The organism is Polaromonas sp., from assembly GCF_035638815.1.
GTDB lineage: Bacteria > Pseudomonadota > Gammaproteobacteria > Burkholderiales > Burkholderiaceae_C > Polaromonas.
Genome location: NZ_DASQZG010000012.1, coordinates 236,846 through 257,012, shown reverse-complemented (window position 1 = coordinate 257,012; position 20,167 = coordinate 236,846). Strand labels below are relative to the sequence as shown.

The following is a 20,167-nucleotide window of genomic DNA, read 5'->3' as shown; positions in this document are numbered from 1 at the left end:
ACCAGAAGTACGCCATGGCAGGCCTTAAACCCGATTCACCGACGCCTTCTGAGTTAACCGTCCACAACCAGTCGCGCGCACTGGAGATATCGTTTTCCGATGGCGCAGAGTTCAGGATCCCGTTCGAGCTGATGCGTGTTTATTCGCCATCGGCCGAAGTTCAGGGTCACGGTCCCGGCCAGGAAGTGCTACAGACCGGCAAACGCGAGGTCAAGGTGGTTGAGCTTGAGCCTGTCGGGAACTACGCGGTGAAACCGGTTTTTTCGGATGGTCACGAAAGCGGCATTTTTTCCTGGGACTATCTTTATTTTCTGGGCAATGAGCAGGACCGCCTGTGGGCTGAGTACCTGCAACGCCTGGAAAAAGCTGGTGTGCAACGTGATCAACCTATGCCCTCCGCAGGTGGCCATGCCTGTGGTTCGCATTGAAGGCCATGGGTTGACTAAGCGCAAGGTTGTTGTTTTTCGACATAAACCAGGGCCAATGGCCCGTCAGCGTACAGGTTGTCACTTGAATTGACCGCTTTCACCCCTAGCATTAGAAGATGACAAGCACGCATTTCGGATTTGAGTCGGTTGACGAGCAGGACAAAGCGCGTCGGGTGCGTGGCGTGTTTGATTCTGTCGCACCCAAATACGACGTGATGAATGACCTCATGTCCATGGGCCTGCACAGGGTCTGGAAGGCTTACACCGTCATGGTGGCCAACGTTACGCCCGGTCAGGCGGTTTTGGATATCGCAGGTGGCACTGGCGATCTGGCTCTGGCTTTTGCACCCAAGGTAGGTGAGAGCGGCTGTGTGGTGCACACGGATATCAACGAAGCCATGCTACGCGAAGGCCGCAACCGGCTGCTCGACGCAGGCAAGGTTTTGCCAACCACGGTTTGTGATGCCGAGCATTTGCCATTTGCCGACGCGAGTTTTGACCTGGTGACGGTGGCTTTCGGTTTGCGCAACATGACGCACAAGGATCTGGCTCTGAAGGAAATGAATCGCGTGCTTAAGGCGGGCGGCAAACTGCTGGTGCTGGAGTTTTCCAAAATTGCCAAACCGCTTGAAAAAGCGTACGACTGGTATTCATTCAAGGTGTTGCCAAAATTGGGCAAGCTGGTTGCCAATGACGATTCCAGCTATCAGTATCTGGCGGAGTCGATCCGGATGCATCCCGGTCAGGAAGAATTAAAAGCCCTCATGCACAAAGGTGGATTTGGTCATGTGGACTATCACAACCTGACTGGCGGGGTAGTGGCATTGCATGTTGGAATCAAGTGTTGATCAGTGTTGATCCATTGATTTTTTTGAATTTTTGAAGGAGACGTTATGAAACTTTGGTCTGCAATTCTGGCGGCGGTATTTACCACCACCATGCTCCTGTCGGGTGCACCTGCCGAGGCCAAACGCATGGGCGGTGGTGGCTCCGTGGGCAAACAGTCGTCCAATGTGACGCAGCGGCAGGCCACACCGCCTGCCAATCAGGCGGCTCCAGCGGCTGCTGCCCCGGCGGCAGCGCCTAAAAAACCCTGGGGCGCCATGCTGGGCGGCCTGGCGGCCGGTCTGGGCCTCGCCTGGCTGGCATCGTCCCTCGGTCTCGGCGGCGCTTTCGGACAAATCATCATGTTTGCCTTGTTGGCGCTCGTGGTGATGGTGGTTATTGGCTTTGTTATGCGCAGGCTCAAAGGCGGCAGCGCGCAGCAGAGCCCGACGCCATTCGCGATGCAGGGGGCTGGTAACGCCACCACACCGCGTAACTACAGCCCGGAAAATGTCGGCAACGATGCTTCTGCCCGGCCGTGGGAGCGCAACAGCATGGCTTTTGACGCAACCAAGGCTGGTACTGCTACGGGTGGCTCCATGATTGGTTCTGCCCTGGGTGGCTCACAGGCTTGGGGTGTGCCCGAAGGCTTCGATGCAGAAGGCTTTCTCAAGGCCTGCAAAACCAACTTTGTGACCTTGCAAGACGCCTGGGACCGCTCTGACGTGGCCAGCCTTCGCGCGATGATGACCGATGACATGCTGGAGCAGATCAAGGCCCAGCTCGCCGATCGCGAATCGCATACCGGTGGCGTGGCCAACAAGACCGACGTTGTCATGCTCGACGCCAAGCTCCTCGGCATTGAGGAAATGCCAGACGTGTATATGGCGAGTGTGGAGTTCTCCGGCATGATCCGCGAAGACGCCTCAGCCGGCGCCAGCCCATTCCGTGAAGTCTGGAACATGACCAAGCCCCGCACCGGAGGCGGCTGGCTGGTCGCAGGCGTTCAGGCTCTGCAGTAATCCAGAAGCGGCTCCTCTGCGGGGCCAACTATTTATGCTGCAAAATCGGGGACGTATGAATAACACGTCCCCTTTTTCTTTTCTGCAATCCCTGGCCACCCGCTTTCAGCCGCCTGCCTGGGTTGTAGATGAAGGTCAGCAAAAAATCGTTCTGTTTTTGAACCACGTGCTGATGCAGGAGAAGGAAGCGCAAAACCGGCTTCTGCGAAAAAAGGGAAGCGTTATTCACGTCCGGTGGGGCCTGTTCGCGCTGGATCTTGTCATCACGCCTGCGGGCCTTGTCGGCCGTGCGACGCCGGGCGCCAGACCCGACCTCCTGCTCGAGGTGGCTGCCGAATCACCCATGGTAGTGATGCAGTCTGTGTTTGCGGGCAAGGCTCCGCCCGTCAAGATTGAGGGGGACGTTCAGCTGGCTGCCGAGCTCGGCTGGCTGGCTGACAACGTGCGCTGGGACGTGGAAGAAGATCTGTCGCGATTGATCGGCGATGTACCCGCCCACACGCTGGCGAATGCGGCCCGCCAGGTGCTGGCCGGATTGAGGCAGTTCCTCGCCCAGGCCCCTGCCGGTGGTGCTTCTGCAAACACATCAGTTGTTGCCCCGCAAGTACCGAAAGCTGCCGCATGAGTCGGCTTTTCAGGGGTGTTTTTATCGTCTGGACGGTTCTGCGTTTTGGTCTAGACGAGCTGGTTCTGTCGAGTTTTCAGAGGCCCTGGATCCGATTGCTCACCCGCGTGGTCTCGGTGGGCCGCGATCTCAAAGCACCGCGCGGCGAGCGCCTCCGTGAGGCACTTGAGAGTCTGGGTCCCATTTTTGTGAAGTTCGGTCAGGTCATGTCCACGCGGAGGGACTTGCTGCCGCTGGATATTGCCAATGAACTGGCAAGGCTGCAGGATCGGGTGCCGCCCTTTGATTCAGACGTGGCGATCGCCATTGTTGAAAGATCTTTTGGCCGGCCGATTGACCAGATTTTTGCCACCTTTGAGCGTGAGCCAGTGGCCAGCGCGTCGATTGCCCAAGTTCACTTCGCCACGCTGCCGGGTGGGCGCGAGGTTGCCGTCAAGGTGCTTCGGCCCAACATGTTGCCCGCCATCGAGAAGGACCTCGCCTTGATGCGCATGATGGCGGGCTGGGTTGAAGGCCTGTCGGCCGATGGCAAGCGCCTCAAGCCACGGGAAGTGGTGGGTGAGTTTGACAAATACCTGCATGACGAGCTGGATCTGCTTCGCGAGGCGGCCAATGCCGCCCAGCTGCGTCGCAACATGCAGAACCTGAATCTGGTTCTGATTCCCGAGATGGTCTGGGACTATTGCATGCCGGAAGTGATGGTGATGCAGCGCATGTATGGCGTGCCCATCAGCCAGATTGAGCGTTTGCGCGACGCCGGCGTGGACATCAAGAAACTCGCGCGCGATGGTGTCACCATCTTTTTTACGCAGGTTTTTCGGGACGGTTTTTTTCACGCCGACATGCATCCCGGCAATATCCAGGTCAGTCTGGACCCGGCTACCTTCGGGCGCTATATTTCGCTGGACTTCGGCATTGTGGGCACACTCACCGAGGTCGACAAAGAGTATCTGGCGCAGAACTTCAGCGCGTTTTTCCGGCGCGACTACAAGCGGGTCGCCGAGCTCCACATTGAGTCCGGCTGGGTCCCCGGCAACACCCGGGTTGACGAGCTGGAGGCAGCGATACGCGCCTGTTGCGAGCCCTACTTTGACCGGCCACTCAAGGAAATTTCCCTGGGCATGGTGTTGATGCGCCTGTTCCAGACCTCGCGGCGTTTCCACGTAGAGATCCAGCCGCAGCTGGTGCTGCTGCAGAAAACCCTGCTCAATATTGAAGGCTTGGGCCGTGACCTTGATCCTGACCTGGATCTGTGGAGCACGGCAAAACCCTTTCTCGAAACCTGGATGCTCGAGCAGGTTGGTCCCGAGAAGTTGCTGGAGCAGCTCAAAGCCGAAGCGCCAACCTACGCGAAGCTCCTGCCCGGTTTGCCGCGGCTTTTGCAGCAGTACCTGAAAAACCAGAACGGTGGCAATCACCGGGACCTTCAGGAGCTGCTGCTGGTGCAAAAACGCACCAACAAACTGCTGCAAAGTCTGATTTACGGCGGACTGGGTTTCGCGTTGGGCCTGTTTGCCATGCAGGTTTTGCTCCGGATTCGTCTTTTCTAGGCGCCAGCGCCCACGCCCTGCTGTGGGGATGCGGCCGCGTCTCACAACGCTGCCAGAAGCCTATAATTAAGGGTTTTGCATCCTGAAGGCTCATTCAGGCGCAAACACCTCCGACAAAACCTCTAGCACCATGCCAATCTACGCTTACAAATGCGAGTCCTGCGGGCATAACAAGGACGTTTTGCAAAAAATGTCTGATGCGCCGCTGACCGACTGCCCACAGTGCGGCGCACCTGCCTTCAAGAAGCAGCTTACCGCTGCCGGTTTCCAGCTCAAAGGCTCGGGCTGGTATGTCACTGATTTCCGCGGTGGCGCAGGCGCAACCGCCGTGCCGCCCGTGGCGGGTGGTGACACCGCGGCGCCTGCAAGTGCCGACGGCAAGTCTTCGGAAAAGGCGGCCCCCGCCGCCACGACGGCACCGGCATCTTCCGCCACGCCGGCGACTGCCTCTGCAGCTCCTTCTGTCACGTCGACGCCCAAGGCGAGTTGATGAACGCCATACGCCGCTGGTTGCTGGCCGGGCTGCTGGTCCTTGTGCCGCTGGCCGTGACGGTGTGGCTGCTCAATTGGGTCATCAGCTCGCTTGACCAGACCCTGCAAATCCTTCCTGACAGCTGGCACCCCGACCGGCTGCTGGGTTTCCATATCCCCGGCTTCGGTGTGTTGCTGGCGCTGGCCATCGTGCTTTCGATCGGCGCCCTTGCCACCAACTTTTTCGGCAAAAAAATCGTCAGCTGGTGGGATGCACTGCTGAGCCGCATTCCCATCGTCCGGTCGATTTATTCCAGCGTCAAGCAGGTGTCCGATACGCTGTTCTCGGAAAACGGCAACGCTTTTCGCAAAGCGCTGTTGGTGCAGTGGCCACGCGAAGGGGTGTGGACGATTGCGTTTCAGACCGGCGCGCCAGGCGGTGACGTGGCCAACCATTTGCCGGGCGACTACCTCAGCGTTTACGTTCCTACGACTCCCAACCCGACCGGCGGCTATTTTGTGATGCTGAAGAAAACCGACTGCATCGAACTCAAAATGAGCGTCGATGAAGCCTTGACCTATGTGATTTCCATGGGTGTGGTGGTGCCCGGAAGTGCCGCCAACTACAAACCCCGATAATTTTCCGCGCGGTGCGCAAGCACTCGTTCATTCCTGCGAAACAAGCGATCAATCTATGTCTTCCCAAATGCGTTCCCACTATTGCGGTCTGGTGACCGAGGCCCTCATGGGGCAAAGCGTGAGCCTGTGCGGCTGGGTCAACCGCCGGCGCGACCATGGCGGCGTGATTTTTATCGACCTGCGTGACCGCGAGGGTTATGTTCAAGTTGTGTGTGATCCGGACCGGGCAGAGATGTTCGCCACCGCCGAAGGTGTACGCAATGAGTTCTGCGTTCAGGTCAAAGGCCTGGTCCGGGCCCGCCCGGACGGCACAGTCAACGACGCGTTGAAAAGCGGCAAGATCGAAGTGTTGTGCCAGGAGCTGATTGTTCTCAACCCGAGCGTCACGCCGCCGTTCCAGCTGGACGACGACAACCTGTCCGAGACCACCCGCCTGACCCACCGTGTGCTGGACCTGCGCCGCCCGTACATGCAAAACAACCTGATGCTGCGGTACCGCGTGGCGATGGAAACCCGCAAGTTTCTGGACGCCAACGGATTCATCGACATCGAAACGCCCATGCTGACCAAGAGCACCCCGGAAGGTGCGCGGGATTACCTGGTGCCAAGCCGTGTCAATGAAGGCCAGTTTTTTGCGCTGCCCCAGAGTCCCCAGCTGTTCAAGCAGTTGCTGATGGTGGCCGGGTTTGACCGCTACTACCAGATCACCAAATGCTTTCGCGACGAAGACTTGCGCGCGGATCGCCAGCCTGAATTCACGCAGATCGATATCGAAACGTCCTTCATGGGCGAGCAGGACATCCGCGACATGTTCCAGGGCATGATCAGCAACATTTTCAAAACGGTGCTCAATACCGACCTGGGCGAGTTTCCGGTCATGGCCTACCACGATGCGATGCACCGCTACGGTTCCGACAAGCCGGATCTGCGCGTGAGCCTGGAATTTACCGAACTGACCGACGTCATGGCTGACGTGGACTTCAAAGTCTTCAGCGCACCAGCCACAACGCCGGGCGGCCGTGTGGTGGCCCTGCGTGTGCCCGGAGGCTCGGAAATGAGCCGCGGCGAGATCGATGGCTACACCGAGTTCGTAAAGATCTACGGGGCCAAGGGCCTGGCGTGGATCAAGGTCAATGACGTGACCAAGGGGCGCGAGGGCCTTCAGAGTCCCATCGTCAAGAACATCCACGATGCCGCGATTGCTGAAATCCTCAAACGCACTGGCGCAGCCAACGGTGACCTGATTTTCTTCGGTGCTGACAAATCCAAAATCGTCAACGACAGCATAGGCGCGCTGCGCCTGAAGATCGGCCTTAGCCCGCTCGGTAAAAAGCTGGGCCTGTTCACTGCTGGCTGGAAACCGCTGTGGGTGGTTGACTTTCCAATGTTTGAGCACGACGAGGCCAACAACCGCTGGAGCGCCGTGCACCATCCTTTCACGGCTCCCAAAGACGGCCACGAGGACTGGATGGACACGGACCCCGGCAAATGTATTGCCAAGGCCTACGACATGGTGCTCAACGGCTGGGAGCTGGGCGGCGGTTCTGTCCGTATTCACCGTGCGGACGTGCAAAGCAAGGTCTTCGATGCCCTGAAAATTGGCCCCGAAGAAGCGCAAGAAAAGTTCGGGTTTCTGCTGGAAGCGCTTCAGTATGGCGCTCCACCGCACGGGGGCCTGGCCTTTGGCCTGGACCGCATCGTGACCATGATGACGGGCGCTGAATCCATCCGTGACGTGATTGCGTTCCCCAAAACCCAGCGCGCGCAGTGTCTGTTGACCCATGCGCCAAGTCCGGTTGATGAAAAGCAGCTCAAAGAACTGCACATCCGCCTGCGCAATCCCCAGCCCGCCTGAGCGGCATGCCCCCACGCTTGCCACTTCGTGTGCTGCGCTGCCCCCCGAGGGGGCCGTCGCTTGCTTGGGGCGGCCCTTCGCGGCGCGTTCTCTGAGCCAACGCCCTCTGGAGGTTTTGAATGAAAGATTTCAAAATCCCCGAATCAGTGCTGGTGCTGATTCACACCGCCGAGCAGGACGTGCTGCTGCTCGAACGAGTGGACCATCCCGGGTTTTGGCAAAGTGTCACCGGATCGCTGGACACCAGTGACGAGCCACTGGTACGGACCGCTGTGCGCGAGGTGCTGGAAGAAACCGGCATCGCGGCCGATGTTGCGCTGTTCCACAACTGGGCGCTGTCCAATATTTACGAAATTTATCCTCAGTGGCGCCATCGGTACGCGCCCGGCGTCACCCACAACACCGAGCATGTGTTCAGCCTTTGCGTGCCGCGTGGTACCGCTGTGACACTCAGCCCCCGCGAACACACCGCGTGGCAGTGGCTGCCTCTGCTGGAGGCTGCTGACCTGTGCTACTCCGCATCGAATGCGGAGGCTATTTTGATGCTGCCTCAGTTCATGGCGTCTCAGCCCCACGCATGAATCCCCCGCATACCTCCGAGGCGTTGCAGCTGTTGCAGGGCGGGCAGCAGTATTTTCCTGCGCTCATTAAAGCGATTGACGAAGCCGGCGCATGGGTGCAACTCGAGACCTACATTTTTAACCTCCACGGTGCGGGCGCTGAAGTCGCTGAAGCCTTGGTGCGGGCAGCGGCGCGCGGCGTCCGGGTCGAGGTGCTGGTTGACGGCATTGGGTCAGACCCCTTGCCAGCTGAATGGCAGCAAAAAATGACCACGGCCGGCGTGCAGTGGGTGGTGTATTCGCCCCTGGCGGCCGGTCTGGGCGGATTCGGACTGTTGATTCCCGATCGTTGGCGGCGCCTGCACCGCAAGTTATGTGTGATCGATCAGCGCACCCTGTTTTGCGGTGGGATCAATGTGCTCGATGATTTTTTTGACCCCAACCACGGGACGCTCAATGCAGCGCGGTTTGATTTTGCCGTGGCCGTGACCGGCCCGCTGGCGGCAGAAGCCGCTGACGCCATGGCTCTGCTGTGGTGGCGGGTACAGGCTGGCTACAGCGCGCGCCAGAATCACCTGGCTGCAGCGTGGGAGAAGTTCAAGGCGGCGGGGTATGGGCGGCACACGGTTGCCAGCCGGCTCGCCACCCACGCGCCCCCGCTGTCGGCCCACGCCAATGCCGTGCCCGTTGGCAAGGCGGCTTTGGTGCTGCGCGACAACCTGCGTAACCGCAACAGTATTGAGCGGGTGTACCGCAAAGCCATCGGCCAGGCGCGTCAGGAGATCCTGATTGCCAATGCTTATTTCGTTCCAGGCGGCAAATTGCGCCGGTCGCTGATCAAGGCAGCCCGTCGCGGAGTGAAGGTGACCCTGTTGCTGCAAGGCAGGTACGAATATTTCATGCAGTACCACGCAGCCCGTCCGGTGTACGGCTCCCTGCTGGCGGCGGGGGTGGAGATCCACGAATATGAAGCGAGCTTTCTGCACGCCAAGGTGGCAGTCATCGATGGCCATTGGGCAACGGTGGGCTCGTCCAACCTGGACCCCTTGAGTTTGCTGCTGGCGCGCGAGGCCAATGTGGTGGTGGAAGACAAGGCGTTCGCCGGGCAATTGCGGGAGGCCCTGTGTACGGCAATCGAGGGACAGGGGCGCCAGCTCGACCCCATGGCGTACAGTCAGCGACCATTGCGCCAGCGCGTGCTGGACTACGCGGCCTACGCGCTGATGCGGCTTGCCATTTTTGTGGCAGGCCAGCGCTACTGAAAACCGGCGCAGGGCGGGCTTGCTGATGAATCACCCTTTGCTACTGAATTTATAGCTGTCTTCGCCCGTCGTTAAAGGGCAAAAGGCTCAAAACCCTTGCAAAAATCGGGCAAGACGGTTTTGTGACTGGCTGGTAACATCTGGCAATGCTTATGAAATCCAATACGCCTTCAACTGCTGTTGTCACCACTCTTGTCCCGGCGCGGCAAACTCCTGCCGAGGACGAAGGCACTCCGGTATCCGTCAAGATCCGTGAGCGTCTGGTGGCCGCCAGGAAGCGCTTTAACGCCAACGACAACATCGCCGAATTCATCGAGCCGGGAGAGCTGGAAAAGCTGCTTGATGAGGTTGAAGTCAAGATGCAGGGCGTGCTGGACAGCCTGGTGATTGACACTGCGGGCGATCACAACACCAACAACACCGCGCGCCGCGTCGCCAAGATGTACCTCAATGAGGTTTTCAAGGGCCGCTATGTTCCCGGTCCTACGATCACCGAATTTCCCAATGCCGAGCACCTGAACGAGCTCATGATTGTTGGGCCCATCACCGTGCGCAGCGCGTGTTCACATCATTTTTGCCCGGTGATTGGCAAACTGTGGATCGGTGTGTTGCCCAACGAGCACACCAACGTCATAGGTCTGTCCAAATACGCCCGCCTGGCGGAGTGGGTAATGGGCCGGCCACAGATTCAGGAAGAAGCCGTGGTGCAACTTGCTGATCTAATCCAGGAAAAAACCTCTCCAGACGGACTTGCCCTTGTCATGGAGGCGACGCATTACTGCATGGGATGGCGTGGTGTGAAAGACCTGGACAGCAAGATGATCAACTCGGTCATGCGCGGCGTGTTCTTGAAGGATTCGAACCTGCGCCGCGAGTTTTTGTCACTCATCCCGAAAAACAGCAGTAACTAGGACCCAGACAATGTTGGTACGTCTTCTTTACGCCAGCCGTTCGGCCAACCCTGCTTCCAGCGAGGTCACCGAGGCTATCCTGGCCCAGTCGCGCACGCACAACCCCGCCTGCGGCATCACCGGCATTCTTTGTTATGGCGGCGGTATTTTTCTGCAGGCCCTGGAGGGCGGGCGCGAGCAGGTAAGTGACCTGTACGGCCACATCCAGAAAGACCCGCGGCACACCGACGTGGTCCTGTTGCACTACGAAGAAATCAGCGAGCGCCGCTTTGGCGGCTGGTCCATGGGACAAGTGAACGTGGCCAAAATCAACACCTCGATTTTGCTGAAGTACTCCGAAAAGCCGGAGCTCGACCCTTACTCGGTCTCTGGCAAGGTTTCGTTGTCGCTGCTGGAAGATCTGATGGCCACCGCCGCCATCTGTGGTCGCGCCTGACCTGTCCTGGCGCGGCGCATGAGCCTGCTTGTTGGATGCGATTTTTCCAGCGCGCCTTCCCGTAAAAAACCGATTGTTCTCGCCAGTGGCAGCTGCGCCAATGGCCGCGTGCAGTTAGGCAAGCTTGAACGGCTGGAGTCGCTGGACGCCTTTGAAGCCTGGCTGCGCCAGCCGGGCCCATGGGTGGGCGCTTTCGATTTTCCCTTCGGATTGCCCCGCGAACTGGTTGAGCATCTGGCCTGGCCCGTGGCCTGGCCGGCGCTTATGGCTCACTATGCTGGCTTGAGCCGCGCGGAAATCAGGCAGGTTTTTGCCGGCTTTTGCGATGCGCGGCCTGCTGGCGGAAAGTTTGCCCATCGTGCCACGGATCGGCCGGCAGGTTCCAGCCCATCCATGAAGTGGGTCAATCCTCCTGTCGCATTCATGATGCACGCGGGGGTGCCGCGTTTGGTGACCGCAGGCGTGCACCTGCCGGGCTTGCATGATGGCGACCCGGCCCGCGTAGCGCTGGAAGGCTATCCCGGTCTGCTCGCGCGGGAAATACTCGGGCCCCGTTCTTACAAGAGTGATGCCGCCATCAAACAGACCCCGGAGCGCCTGATTGCCCGCAAGGATTTGATCACCGCTCTGGAAATCGGACAAACACGTCTGGCCTTGCGCCTCAAACTGACGCACGCTCAACGAGACACCCTGGTGGATGACGCCAGCGGAGATTCACTGGATGCCGTGTTGTGCCTCATGCAGGCTGCGTGGGCCCAGGTGCAACACGCGCAGGGTGCTCCCCGCTACGGGATGCCCGCGGGTACAGACCCCCTGGAGGGCTGGATCATCACCGCATGAAGACATCAAGATCATCGCCGGTCCGTTTCTGGATCGCTATTGCTTTGATAGCAATCTTTGCTCGTACTGCTTGGGCGGGGAGCGCAAAAGTCACCTATGTCACCGATGGAGACACACTCTGGGTTCGGCCCGGTGGGGCAGGCAAACCGATCAAGATCCGCATTGACGGAATCGACGCACCTGAGATTTGCCAGGCGGGTGGGGAGGCGGCGCGCGCTGCACTGGCCAGCCGCGTGGTCGGCCGCACGGTTGTTTTTTCCACGCGCCGGCAGGACGACTATGGTCGCCATGTAGCGACCATCGAACTGGATGGCGAAGATGTTGCCGCGTGGATGGTGGGCCAGGGGCACGCTTGGTCCTACCAGATCAGACGCGACGGCAGTCCCTACCGCGCCCTACAAATTGAGGCGCGCTCAGCGCGGCGCGGCCTGTTTGCCCAGCCGGGGGCCATGCACCCGCGTGTGTTTCGCAGACAACACGGCTCCTGCCGGACCTGAGGCTTTACTGGGGACTCCGTCCTACAGCAAAGGCCAAGCATTCTGACGACCGGCTGAATCGGTGGCGCCTAAAGTGGTTTCAGGGCTGGCGCCTTGTCAGCCCATCCATTCTTAAGGAACGTGCACCATGAACAAAGATCAAGTGAACGGTCGTGTTGACCAAACAACAGGGAAAGTTAAAGAAGTGGCGGGCCGGATTGTCGGCAACGACAGGCTTGAAGCAGAAGGTCGGGCCGAGAAAACAGCTGGCAAAGTGAAAACCGTCTACGGCGATGCCAAAGAGGATGTCAAGGACTCCGCAAAACGGGTTATCGACAAAATTTGAGGAAGCTGTGCGGCGTAAAGCCGAAACGACAAAGGCCAGACAGATGTCTGGCCTTTATTTTTGCCAACTGCTAGCAGTTGGCAGGGAGCAAGTGATTAAGGACGAACGACGATGTCGTTGCGCACAGCGCGGACGTTCTTTGTGTCACGAGCCAGGGTTTCGGCTTGTGCTTTTTCCGTGGCGGATTTTGCAAAACCGGACAGCTGCACAGTGCCATTCAATGTCTCAACGCTGAGTGCGCTTGCCGAGACAGTTTTGTCAGAAGCAAACTTGGCTTTTACAGCCGTGGTAATCGCGGCGTCGTCAACATAGGCGCCAGCAGTTTGCTGACCACGCCCCACGGCGCAACCGGTGCTGATGATGGTGATGCCGGCGAGGGCGGCGAATGCAATTGCGCGAGCGTATTTCATGATGTTTTCCTAAGTTATTGATATGGTTGGTGCGGTGAGTTGAAAAGCTGGCCCGCCTATGGCACCACATTGGCGGACTGGCGAAAAATTTATCGGTATCGGTTGTTAGGGTGGTGGCTACCCGTCATGGAACGAACCACTTCAGACAGCTCTTTGGACTTGGCAACCGCAATCAGCACCCCGGTCAGTGACATGAGGCGCCACGGCCGTATGACCACAATGGCTGCACCAATGGCGGCCGAAATACCCAGCATGCGCACGGGCTTGTCCTCGGCATAACTTTGAACCATGGGCTTCAAAAAATCGAGCGCCATATGGGCTGGATGACCCCGCCACCATGATGTTGTGACCTGTTTCACCAAGCCCCAAGTGCCTGACGAGCCATCGATTTCCTCGCGGTCACCCTGGCCCAGGCCTTCCACCGTATCAACAGCTTCCAGCGTATCGTGATGCATGTGCCGAACGATGGCCAGCCGACTTTGAGCAAGGCGGTCCAGAGCGGCAGTCACTTCCTTATTGGTCATGCCGCCGTGCGCAAAGCCTGCGCATCTCGCGTAACCTGAGCCCTGACTTCGTCAAATCGTCCCGTCGTCAGCGGTTTCATGGCTTTCGATGCCGCCACTATCAACAGCACCAGCGTGACGCCGGGTACGGCCACCAGCATCCAGTGAAACTGGTTCAATACAAAGCCGAGCATGACGGCTGTACCTGTGAGCATGACAAAAATCGCGCCGCACATCACCGTCACGGCCCAGGCCAGGCCGCGTTGAAGCAACTCTGCCCCACTCTCGCTGGCCTCCGCTCCAATAAGCGTCGCGTAGCCCGCAAGGTGATCGACCAGAAGGTCGGGTCGCCTGATGATGGTTGAAAACAGGGGGTGCAGCATGGATCAGTGCAGGCAGTTTTTTTTGGTAATTAACGGTTCTGGTGCTTGCGAGCTGCGGCAACCAGCAGGGCCACGCCAGCACCAACCGCGGCAGCGATCAGAACTGACTTGACAGGCTCGTTGGAAACATAGCGCGCGGTAGAAGTCGCATAGCGGCTCACCGAGCGCTGTGCACGGGCTGTCGCCTCTGCGGCTGCATCCAGACTCTGGCGTGCCAGGCGCTGGGACTGAGCCGTCAATTTGCCAACCATTGGATCGATGCTGTCTCTCAAGTGGCGCAATGTCCCCTCGGCGCGGTCCATGGTCTCCGATGCCAGGCTGCGGCTCTGGTCCATTGCGTGTTCGGCCCTAGTGAGCGCTTGCGTAGACAAATCACGGCCAGTTGCGTGGGCCCGATCGGAAAAGTGGTGGTCGGTTGTGCTTGTTTTCATTGTGGGTTCCTGGGGGGTAAAAAAGAATGAGCGGACTGCGAGTCGATGTTTTTGCTGCTCGCAAGCCTGCCCTCAAAAATCAGTTTCGCTTCATCAAGCCGACGACAAAGGTAATCACAGCAATGATGGCGAAGATGAAGAAAAGAATTTTGGCAATTTCGACGGCGCCGGCAGCGATGCCGCCAAAGCCGAATACGGCTGCAATCAATGCAATAACGAGAAATACGACGGAGTAATGCAACATGTCCATCTCCTTGTTCAAGGGCTGTGACGTTCAACTTGAGCGCCTGCTGCAAGATTAACGATGGTGCGCAAACCCGGTCATCGGCTGGCAGCGGTTGGCATTGTCGGCAACCATGGTGACGGGTTGTAGGACATGACCGACCGCAAACCAATGGCGCGGCAGTTGGGGAGCGCGGCTACACCCGCGCAGGTGGAAGCTACGGCGCTTTAGGCAAGACGGCGAAGACGCGTGTGCCCTGACCCGGGCTGGAGGTGATGGTGAGGCTGCCCGTGGCGGCCTCCACCCGGTGCCGCATTCCGGTCAGACCGTGGCTGGACGGGTTGGTGAGCGAGGTGTCGAAGCCTTTGCCGTCGTCCTTGACCTCAACGGTGATGTGGCTGTCAAAGCTTTGCAGCGTGATGCTGGCGTGCCGGGCCTCCGCATACTTGCCCATGTTGGTGAGGGACTCCTGGACCAGCCTGTAGACAGTCAACTGGGCTGAACCGCTAAGTTCCACCATCTCCAGGTCGGTCTGGATCTTGATGCCCGACCGGTCCTCAAATTCCCGCGCCAGAATCTCCAGCGACGCGATCAAACCCAGGTGAGACAGTGAGGACGGCCGCAGGTCTTCGACAATCCGGCGCTTGAGGGCGATGCCGCTGTTCAGACTCTCGTTCAAATGCTGAATGCGCTCTGACACTTCGGGCGAAATGGTCCCCAGACGTGACTTCATGCGCGCCACATCCAGTTTGGCGGCCGTCAGCAACGCACCCAGTTCGTCGTGCAATTCGCGGGCAAGGTGGCCGCGCTCGTCTTCCCTGACCTGTTGCAAATGGGTGGCGAGTTCAGCCAGCGTGGCGGTACGTTCACGCACTTCCTTGTCCAGCTGATCCCGTTCACGTTGCAAGGCAGCTTGCTCGCGGCTCCCGACGGCGAGCAAAGCTCTGGTCTGCCGCAAATACATGTAAAACGCCAACAAGCCTGCCAGAGCCATCAGCGCAATGCCAATCCGGGACAGTTGCAGGGACTGCGCAATCTGCGCGCCGGATTCGGTCATCCTTGTGGTGCTGGACTGCACCAAGCCCAGGCTTTGTTCGCGGATGGCGTTCATCTGGTCCATCCCCACGTCGGTTGTCAACACAAACTTCCAGGCGTCCTCATTTCCCTGTTTGCGCATACGCACGCTGAGGTCCATTTCAGTCAGTTTGCGGGAAACACTCCCTTCCAGCAGGTCAAATTTGGCCAACTCGTCAGGGTAGGGGGTGTAAAGGCGCCTCAGCGTCTCCAGGGTCTGGTTGACGTCCGCTATGGAGCGGTCATAGGGCTCCAGATACTTGCCGTCGCCCGTCAGCAGATAGCCGCGCTGGCCCGTCTCGGCGTTGAGCATTTGTTGTAGCAATTTGTTCACAGATCCGCGCTTCAGCTGCGCTTCTTCCATGCTGCGCGCGGCCTGGGTGGAAAGCCGGAATCCCGCCTCGTTGATGGAGATCAAAATGACGGCCGCCAGCACCGCCAGCGGCAGGCTGATCGCCATTTTGGGTATTACAAACCAGCTCATCATGACTCCGGGTCGGTATTTTGACCAATATTCGTGAATAATCGCTACTGAAAACAAAAGCCCGGATATACACCCGGCTGCCCCATTGAATTGCCCCGACTGACGGTGCAGACCTTAAACAAGGAAATGAAATGATCAAAATTGGAATTGTCGATGACCACGCAATTGTGCGCTCAGGCCTTAAACAGTTCTTCTCCGATCAGGTTGACTTGCGCGTTGTTGGTGAAGCTGCAAGTGGCCGTGAAGCCATTGATCTCGTCCGCAATGTTGAACTGGACATCCTGGTCATGGATCTTTCCATGCCAGGGCAGAGCGGTATTGACGCCCTGGCGATGATCCGGGCCAAGGCACCCGACGTCGGTATTCTGATTTTGAGTGGCTATCCTGAAGAGCATTACGCGGTCAATCTGATTCGCCAGGGCGCCAGCGGCTACCTCAACAAGGAGTGCGACCCGATGGAGATTGTCAACGCCATTCGCGTCATCTCGCTGGGCAAGCGCTACATCACACCCGCTGTGGCCGAGTTGCTTGCGCAACAGCTCAATCGCAAAAACGACGCCACGCCCCATGAACAGCTCTCCGAACGCGAGTTTCAGGTGTTTCTCAAATTGGCGAAGGGTGAGACGGCGGGCGATATTGCCAAGGCCCTGTCCTTGAGCGTCAAGACGGTCAGCACCTACCGGACCCGGGTGATGGAAAAGATGAGTCTGGCGTCCAACAGCGACTTGACGTACTACGCGCTCAAAAACAAGCTGATCGACTAATCCCCCCGGGGTTCTCAGGGGCAGCAGCCGGTTGTAGTCCTAGCCGGCCGCCCCAGGCCGTGACTGCGCCATGCAAAAGTCGATCAGGGCGTCTATTTCATTGGACTTGTCAAATACAGCGTCGACGCCCAGCTGGGCGCAACGCTTGCGGATCTCGACGGTCGCGTAATTGCTGAGGACGATGACTTTTTGATGTGGCTTGCGGTTGCGACAGGCCTCAAGTACGCCCAATCCACTCCCCTGCTTTAGGAAAAGATCGACGATGGCGAGGTCCCATGCATGGTCTTTTTCTGTCAACCAGGCCTTGCTCTCATTTTCGGTTTCAGAAGTTCCCACCGCCTCTATTCCGGCGAGTTCCTCAAGCGTGGCGATGAGGTTGTCACGGATGGTGGCATTGTCTTCGACGAGATAAGTTTTGAGTCCCACTGAGCTTTGATCCGTCTAAACGCTGACTTCGAGTTGTGCTTCAGGCGGAGAATCGTCCACGTCGAACGTCACCACCGCTTTGTACCTAATGTATCCGCACTGTGTCTCCCAGTTTGACATGTCGCGAAATGGGGCACTGTAGGAAGTTCCCTACAGTCAAAATTGTAGGCTGAGGCTGACAGCTGTCCATGGTCACAACCGATGGATGAATGCTGGTCTCCGGCGGATAGTTCAAATCAGCGGGTTTCAAGCACGGGTCGTCCCTGGCGTCCCGAAGACTGGCCCTTTGCCTCCGCCAAGCAGACACACGAACTGGATCCTAGCTTTTATGAGTGCCACCAACCCGACCGTTTCGAAAAAACCCACCGCGTTGTGGATCAAGCTGTTGGGTGGGTTTGGTGTGTTTGTCGGCCTGCTGGTCTTGCTTGTTGTTTTTTTTCCGTGGGACCTGTTGCGCGGCCCGGTCAACCGATACGTCAGTGAGCGTACAGGGCGGAAATTCGAAATTACCCGTCGACTTGATGTCAAGGTAGGCCGTACTACACGGGTGATTGCTGACGGAATTGAATTTGCCAACCCGGACTGGGCGCGTGACCCCCATCTCGTGAAGGCGGAGTCGGCCGAGTTCGAGATCAACCTGCTTCCTTTGTTGCGCGGACGGGTTGAGTTGCCAATGGTGAGCCTCCATCAGCCGTTTTTTGGTCTGCAGATTCAGGCGGACGGGCGGCGTACCTGGGCTTTGGGCAAAGACACCTCGGACAAAAATACCGTTCCAGTGATTGACTTGCTGCTGGTGGATCAGGGCACACTGAACTACCTTGCGGAGGCACAAGGAGCCGATATCAAGGCTGATTTTGCGATTGGCCAAACCGATGGCGCAGCCACTGAAAAATCGGCCGCGACGCCGGACATGCCACTAAGCTACAAGGCGCGAGGCACCTGGAAAAAGGAAACCTTTGCTGCGGAGGGACGCGCAGGGGGAGTGCTACAGCTCAACGAGGCCCGATCGCAACCCTTTCCGATCGAAATCAAGGCCAATGCCGGGCGTACCACCCTGCAGGCGCAGGGAAGCATTGGCAACCTCGCCGCGCTCGACGGTCTTGACGCCAGGTTTGACCTGAAGGGCCAGACACTCGCCGACCTTTATAAGTTGCTCGGTGTCGTGTTGCCCGACACACGGGTATATGCCGTGAAGGGGCATCTGACGAAGCAGGGGCGGGTGTGGAACGCCTCAGGCATTCAGGGTCGGCTGGGTGCGTCGGATCTGTCCGGAAATTTGATTTTTGACCGGTCGGACAAGATCGCCAAATTGTCAGGAAAATTGCAGTCGAAATCGCTGGATTTTGAGGATTTGGGGCCTGTGGTGGGGGTGCCGGTTGACGCTTCCGGCAAGACGAGCAAGACAGTGGCCAAGACTGGCAGCTCTGCAGCACCGAAGCAGGTACAGGTGGCCGGCAAGGTGCTGCCTACGGCGTCTCTTGATTTCGAGCGTCTTAAAACGATGAACGCGGACGTCTGGTACAAGGCGGCCGAGGTCAAGAATGCCAAGGGTTTGCCGTTGGAGCGTATAGACGCCCATATCAAGCTTGCCGACGGCGTATTGCGGCTGGACCCTCTGGATCTGGGCGTTGCCGGCGGTAAGCTCATTGGGCTGATTCGTGTTGATGCCAATAGCAAGCCTGCCAAGGTTCAGACCAAACTGGACGCACGCACGCTTCAGTTGGCCAAATTATTCCCGCGTATCAATGCGACCAAGGGCAGTCTGGGCAAGCTCAATGGGCGTATTGACCTCTCTGGGGGTGGTAATTCGGTCGCCCAAGTGTTGGGGTCCTCGTCGGGCAGCGTCGCACTGCTAATGGGTAAGGGCGAGGTCAGCGCCGTTCTGATGGAATTCATGGGGCTGGACGGTGGCGAACTCATCAAGTTTTTGATGTCGGGCGACAAAAATATTGTCCTGCGTTGTGCAGCCGGAGCCTTCGATGTCAAGCAGGGTTTGATGACCAGCCGGGCAATTTTGCTGGACACGGCAGACACAGTGATCAATGGCAACGGTCAGATAAGCCTTGCTAACGAAACACTGGACCTGGTCCTGTATCCAGAACCAAAAGACAAAAGTATTCTCAGTCTGCGTTCGCCTTTGCGGGTGACAGGAACCTTTTCGCGACCAGCAGCTGCGCCGGACACGGCCTCTCTGGTCAAACGCGGAGGCTTCGCGCTACTTCTGGGTGCGATCAATCCCTTGCTCGCGCTGGCCGCCACAGTGGAAACCGGCCCCGGAAAAGATGCCGATTGTGAGCGTGTGCTGGCCGTGGCCAGCCCGGTGAAGCCGCCTGAAAAGCCTGCAGCACCGACTCCGGCGGTTGCTGAAAAGCAGGCCAGGCCGGTGCCCCCGGCCCCGCCTCCTATCGACCGCTGAGAGCGCTACAGACCGTACAGGACGGATCGCGCCGGGTGCGGACGTCCTGCCATTCCATGCTGCGGCTGTCCAGCATCAACAGCCGTCCCGTGAGAGGTTGCCCCATGCCGCAAAGCAGCTTGAGGGCTTCTGCCGCCTGCATGGTGCCGATAATGCCCACCAGCGGCGCAAAGACGCCCATGGTGGCGCAGGCGACCTCCTCGACAGAGTCAGACGGCGGAAATACGCAGGCATAACAAGCGCAAGTGGGTTGACGCGGGTCGTAAACCGCAATTTGCCCGTCAAAGCGGATGGCCGCGCCAGATACCAACGGTTTGGCGTGTGTTACACACGCGCGGTTGATGGCATGCCGGGTCGCGAAATTGTCGCTGCAGTCCAGCACCACGTCGGCCGTGGCGACCAGCTTTTCCAGCAAGGCAGCGTCCGCGCGCGCGGTGACTGGAGACACCTGCACGTCGGGGTTGATGGCTGCAATGGCCTGCTGTACCGATGTTGCCTTGAACTCCCCCACGCGCTCCAGGGTGTGGGCGATCTGGCGTTGGAGGTTGGTGGTGTCTACCCGGTCATCGTCTACCACCGTGATGTGGCCTACGCCGGCGCTACCCAGATAAAGCGCAACCGGCGAGCCCAACCCGCCCGCGCCTATGACAAGAGCGTGGGAGGAAAGCAGCTTGTCCTGTCCCTCCACGCCCATCTCGTCAAGCAGGATGTGGCGGGAGTAGCGCAGCAGCTGGGTATCGTTCATTGATGGGAGCCCCCGGGACGGGCGCCTGGGGCGATGACGGCATGCATCCAGCCCAGGGCTTG

The 20,167-nt window shown here is 58.8% G+C and carries 25 protein-coding genes; 17 read left to right on the top strand and 8 right to left on the bottom strand.

The window, feature by feature from the left end:
* The first annotated feature begins 14 nt into the window (after positions 1-14).
* The 15 genes from VE934_RS08150 (at position 15) to VE934_RS08080 (ending at position 12,246) form a co-directional block, all read left to right on the top strand.
* Positions 15-428: a DUF971 domain-containing protein gene (locus VE934_RS08150; RefSeq protein WP_324886191.1), complete on the top strand. Its 414-nt coding sequence runs from the start codon at positions 15-17 to the stop codon at positions 426-428.
* A gap of 116 nt (positions 429-544) precedes the next feature.
* A complete protein-coding gene (gene ubiE, locus VE934_RS08145) occupies positions 545-1,276 on the top strand; it encodes a bifunctional demethylmenaquinone methyltransferase/2-methoxy-6-polyprenyl-1,4-benzoquinol methylase UbiE (protein WP_324886189.1) in 732 nt (243 codons plus the stop codon).
* Positions 1,277-1,321: 45 nt separating this feature from the next.
* Positions 1,322-2,275 carry a Tim44-like domain-containing protein gene (locus VE934_RS08140; RefSeq protein WP_324886187.1) on the top strand — a complete coding sequence of 318 codons (954 nt, stop codon included), beginning with the start codon at positions 1,322-1,324 and terminating at the stop codon, positions 2,273-2,275.
* Positions 2,276-2,330: 55 nt separating this feature from the next.
* Positions 2,331-2,900, top strand: a complete 570-nt coding sequence (locus VE934_RS08135; protein WP_324886185.1) for a hypothetical protein — start codon at positions 2,331-2,333, stop codon at positions 2,898-2,900.
* Positions 2,897-4,450, top strand: coding sequence for a ubiquinone biosynthesis regulatory protein kinase UbiB (gene ubiB, locus VE934_RS08130; protein WP_324886183.1), 1,554 nt, complete (start codon positions 2,897-2,899; stop codon positions 4,448-4,450). Before VE934_RS08135 ends, ubiB begins: the two co-directional genes overlap by 4 nt.
* 130 nt (positions 4,451-4,580) lie before the next feature.
* Positions 4,581-4,940, top strand: coding sequence for an FmdB family zinc ribbon protein (locus VE934_RS08125; RefSeq protein ID WP_324886181.1), 360 nt, complete (start codon positions 4,581-4,583; stop codon positions 4,938-4,940).
* Positions 4,940-5,560, top strand: a complete 621-nt coding sequence (locus tag VE934_RS08120; RefSeq protein ID WP_324886179.1) for a DUF502 domain-containing protein — start codon at positions 4,940-4,942, stop codon at positions 5,558-5,560. Before VE934_RS08125 ends, VE934_RS08120 begins: the two co-directional genes overlap by 1 nt.
* Positions 5,561-5,627: 67 nt before the next feature.
* On the top strand, positions 5,628-7,415 hold the full coding sequence (gene aspS / locus VE934_RS08115) for an aspartate--tRNA ligase (protein ID WP_324886176.1): 1,788 nt from the start codon (positions 5,628-5,630) through the stop codon (positions 7,413-7,415).
* Between the two features lie 119 nt (positions 7,416-7,534).
* A complete protein-coding gene (gene nudB, locus VE934_RS08110; protein WP_324886174.1) occupies positions 7,535-7,996 on the top strand; it encodes a dihydroneopterin triphosphate diphosphatase in 462 nt (153 codons plus the stop codon).
* Positions 7,993-9,237: a cardiolipin synthase ClsB gene (clsB, locus tag VE934_RS08105; protein WP_324886172.1), complete on the top strand. Its 1,245-nt coding sequence runs from the start codon at positions 7,993-7,995 to the stop codon at positions 9,235-9,237. Before nudB ends, clsB begins: the two co-directional genes overlap by 4 nt.
* Before the next feature lie 146 nt (positions 9,238-9,383).
* Positions 9,384-10,148 (top strand): GTP cyclohydrolase I, encoded by a 765-nt coding sequence (gene folE, locus VE934_RS08100; protein WP_414693823.1) that lies wholly within the window; start codon positions 9,384-9,386, stop codon positions 10,146-10,148.
* A 10-nt stretch (positions 10,149-10,158) separates the two neighbouring features.
* Positions 10,159-10,584, top strand: a complete 426-nt coding sequence (locus VE934_RS08095; protein ID WP_324886168.1) for a BLUF domain-containing protein — start codon at positions 10,159-10,161, stop codon at positions 10,582-10,584.
* 18 nt (positions 10,585-10,602) lie between these two features.
* On the top strand, positions 10,603-11,424 hold the full coding sequence (locus tag VE934_RS08090) for a DUF429 domain-containing protein (protein ID WP_324886166.1): 822 nt from the start codon (positions 10,603-10,605) through the stop codon (positions 11,422-11,424).
* Positions 11,421-11,921 carry a thermonuclease family protein gene (locus VE934_RS08085; RefSeq protein ID WP_324886164.1) on the top strand — a complete coding sequence of 167 codons (501 nt, stop codon included), beginning with the start codon at positions 11,421-11,423 and terminating at the stop codon, positions 11,919-11,921. Before VE934_RS08090 ends, VE934_RS08085 begins: the two co-directional genes overlap by 4 nt.
* Before the next feature lie 127 nt (positions 11,922-12,048).
* On the top strand, positions 12,049-12,246 hold the full coding sequence (locus VE934_RS08080) for a CsbD family protein (RefSeq protein WP_324886162.1): 198 nt from the start codon (positions 12,049-12,051) through the stop codon (positions 12,244-12,246).
* A gap of 95 nt (positions 12,247-12,341) precedes the next feature.
* Here VE934_RS08080 and VE934_RS08075 read toward each other — a convergent pair whose 3' ends face one another.
* The 6 genes from VE934_RS08075 to VE934_RS08050 form a co-directional block, all read right to left on the bottom strand.
* Positions 12,342-12,656, bottom strand: coding sequence for a BON domain-containing protein (locus tag VE934_RS08075; protein WP_324886160.1), 315 nt, complete (start codon positions 12,654-12,656; stop codon positions 12,342-12,344).
* Between the two features lie 89 nt (positions 12,657-12,745).
* The gene (locus tag VE934_RS08070) at positions 12,746-13,180 is read right to left on the bottom strand and encodes a hypothetical protein (RefSeq protein WP_324886158.1); all 435 of its coding nucleotides are present in this window, start codon (positions 13,178-13,180) and stop codon (positions 12,746-12,748) included.
* Positions 13,177-13,542, bottom strand: coding sequence for a hypothetical protein (locus VE934_RS08065; RefSeq protein WP_324886156.1), 366 nt, complete (start codon positions 13,540-13,542; stop codon positions 13,177-13,179). Before VE934_RS08065 ends, VE934_RS08070 begins: the two co-directional genes overlap by 4 nt.
* Before the next feature lie 29 nt (positions 13,543-13,571).
* Positions 13,572-13,973 carry a hypothetical protein gene (locus VE934_RS08060; protein ID WP_324886154.1) on the bottom strand — a complete coding sequence of 134 codons (402 nt, stop codon included), beginning with the start codon at positions 13,971-13,973 and terminating at the stop codon, positions 13,572-13,574.
* Positions 13,974-14,052: 79 nt separating this feature from the next.
* Positions 14,053-14,217, bottom strand: coding sequence for a DUF1328 domain-containing protein (locus VE934_RS08055; RefSeq protein ID WP_324886152.1), 165 nt, complete (start codon positions 14,215-14,217; stop codon positions 14,053-14,055).
* 196 nt (positions 14,218-14,413) lie between these two features.
* Complete coding sequence (locus VE934_RS08050; protein ID WP_324886150.1) at positions 14,414-15,754, bottom strand: CHASE3 domain-containing protein; 1,341 nt, start codon at positions 15,752-15,754, stop codon at positions 14,414-14,416.
* A 131-nt stretch (positions 15,755-15,885) separates the two neighbouring features.
* Between VE934_RS08050 and VE934_RS08045 the strand changes: the two genes are divergently transcribed.
* Complete coding sequence (locus VE934_RS08045) at positions 15,886-16,518, top strand: response regulator (protein WP_077593954.1); 633 nt, start codon at positions 15,886-15,888, stop codon at positions 16,516-16,518.
* Between the two features lie 39 nt (positions 16,519-16,557).
* Here VE934_RS08045 and VE934_RS08040 read toward each other — a convergent pair whose 3' ends face one another.
* Positions 16,558-16,944 carry a response regulator gene (locus VE934_RS08040; protein WP_324886146.1) on the bottom strand — a complete coding sequence of 129 codons (387 nt, stop codon included), beginning with the start codon at positions 16,942-16,944 and terminating at the stop codon, positions 16,558-16,560.
* Positions 16,945-17,272: 328 nt separating this feature from the next.
* Here VE934_RS08040 and VE934_RS08035 point away from each other — a divergent pair, with 328 nt between their 5' ends.
* Positions 17,273-19,360, top strand: coding sequence for an AsmA family protein (locus tag VE934_RS08035; RefSeq protein ID WP_324886144.1), 2,088 nt, complete (start codon positions 17,273-17,275; stop codon positions 19,358-19,360).
* Here VE934_RS08035 and VE934_RS08030 read toward each other — a convergent pair.
* Positions 19,347-20,105, bottom strand: coding sequence for a HesA/MoeB/ThiF family protein (locus tag VE934_RS08030; protein WP_324886142.1), 759 nt, complete (start codon positions 20,103-20,105; stop codon positions 19,347-19,349). The two genes, VE934_RS08035 and VE934_RS08030, sit on opposite strands and share 14 nt — an antisense overlap.
* Positions 20,106-20,167 lie beyond the last annotated feature (62 nt).

What these genes read in the sequence shown, in the direction of transcription:
- VE934_RS08080 (WP_324886162.1), top strand. Translation starts at nt 12,049, where the DNA reads ATGAACAAAGATCAAGTGAACGGTCGTGTTGACCAAACAACAGGGAAA.
- VE934_RS08140 (WP_324886187.1), top strand. Translation starts at nt 1,322, where the DNA reads ATGAAACTTTGGTCTGCAATTCTGGCGGCGGTATTTACCACCACCATG.
- clsB (WP_324886172.1), top strand. Translation starts at nt 7,993, where the DNA reads ATGAATCCCCCGCATACCTCCGAGGCGTTGCAGCTGTTGCAGGGCGGG.
- VE934_RS08120 (WP_324886179.1), top strand. Translation starts at nt 4,940, where the DNA reads ATGAACGCCATACGCCGCTGGTTGCTGGCCGGGCTGCTGGTCCTTGTG.
- VE934_RS08090 (WP_324886166.1), top strand. Translation starts at nt 10,603, where the DNA reads ATGAGCCTGCTTGTTGGATGCGATTTTTCCAGCGCGCCTTCCCGTAAA.
- VE934_RS08050 (WP_324886150.1), bottom strand. Translation starts at nt 15,754, where the DNA reads ATGAGCTGGTTTGTAATACCCAAAATGGCGATCAGCCTGCCGCTGGCG.
- ubiB (WP_324886183.1), top strand. Translation starts at nt 2,897, where the DNA reads ATGAGTCGGCTTTTCAGGGGTGTTTTTATCGTCTGGACGGTTCTGCGT.
- VE934_RS08125 (WP_324886181.1), top strand. Translation starts at nt 4,581, where the DNA reads ATGCCAATCTACGCTTACAAATGCGAGTCCTGCGGGCATAACAAGGAC.
- nudB (WP_324886174.1), top strand. Translation starts at nt 7,535, where the DNA reads ATGAAAGATTTCAAAATCCCCGAATCAGTGCTGGTGCTGATTCACACC.
- VE934_RS08085 (WP_324886164.1), top strand. Translation starts at nt 11,421, where the DNA reads ATGAAGACATCAAGATCATCGCCGGTCCGTTTCTGGATCGCTATTGCT.
- VE934_RS08150 (WP_324886191.1), top strand. Translation starts at nt 15, where the DNA reads ATGGCAGGCCTTAAACCCGATTCACCGACGCCTTCTGAGTTAACCGTC.
- VE934_RS08070 (WP_324886158.1), bottom strand. Translation starts at nt 13,180, where the DNA reads ATGACCAATAAGGAAGTGACTGCCGCTCTGGACCGCCTTGCTCAAAGT.
- VE934_RS08095 (WP_324886168.1), top strand. Translation starts at nt 10,159, where the DNA reads ATGTTGGTACGTCTTCTTTACGCCAGCCGTTCGGCCAACCCTGCTTCC.
- VE934_RS08055 (WP_324886152.1), bottom strand. Translation starts at nt 14,217, where the DNA reads ATGTTGCATTACTCCGTCGTATTTCTCGTTATTGCATTGATTGCAGCC.
- VE934_RS08135 (WP_324886185.1), top strand. Translation starts at nt 2,331, where the DNA reads ATGAATAACACGTCCCCTTTTTCTTTTCTGCAATCCCTGGCCACCCGC.
- VE934_RS08035 (WP_324886144.1), top strand. Translation starts at nt 17,273, where the DNA reads ATGAGTGCCACCAACCCGACCGTTTCGAAAAAACCCACCGCGTTGTGG.
- folE (WP_414693823.1), top strand. Translation starts at nt 9,384, where the DNA reads ATGCTTATGAAATCCAATACGCCTTCAACTGCTGTTGTCACCACTCTT.
- VE934_RS08075 (WP_324886160.1), bottom strand. Translation starts at nt 12,656, where the DNA reads ATGAAATACGCTCGCGCAATTGCATTCGCCGCCCTCGCCGGCATCACC.
- VE934_RS08060 (WP_324886154.1), bottom strand. Translation starts at nt 13,973, where the DNA reads ATGAAAACAAGCACAACCGACCACCACTTTTCCGATCGGGCCCACGCA.
- aspS (WP_324886176.1), top strand. Translation starts at nt 5,628, where the DNA reads ATGCGTTCCCACTATTGCGGTCTGGTGACCGAGGCCCTCATGGGGCAA.
- VE934_RS08030 (WP_324886142.1), bottom strand. Translation starts at nt 20,105, where the DNA reads ATGAACGATACCCAGCTGCTGCGCTACTCCCGCCACATCCTGCTTGAC.
- VE934_RS08045 (WP_077593954.1), top strand. Translation starts at nt 15,886, where the DNA reads ATGATCAAAATTGGAATTGTCGATGACCACGCAATTGTGCGCTCAGGC.
- VE934_RS08065 (WP_324886156.1), bottom strand. Translation starts at nt 13,542, where the DNA reads ATGCTGCACCCCCTGTTTTCAACCATCATCAGGCGACCCGACCTTCTG.
- ubiE (WP_324886189.1), top strand. Translation starts at nt 545, where the DNA reads ATGACAAGCACGCATTTCGGATTTGAGTCGGTTGACGAGCAGGACAAA.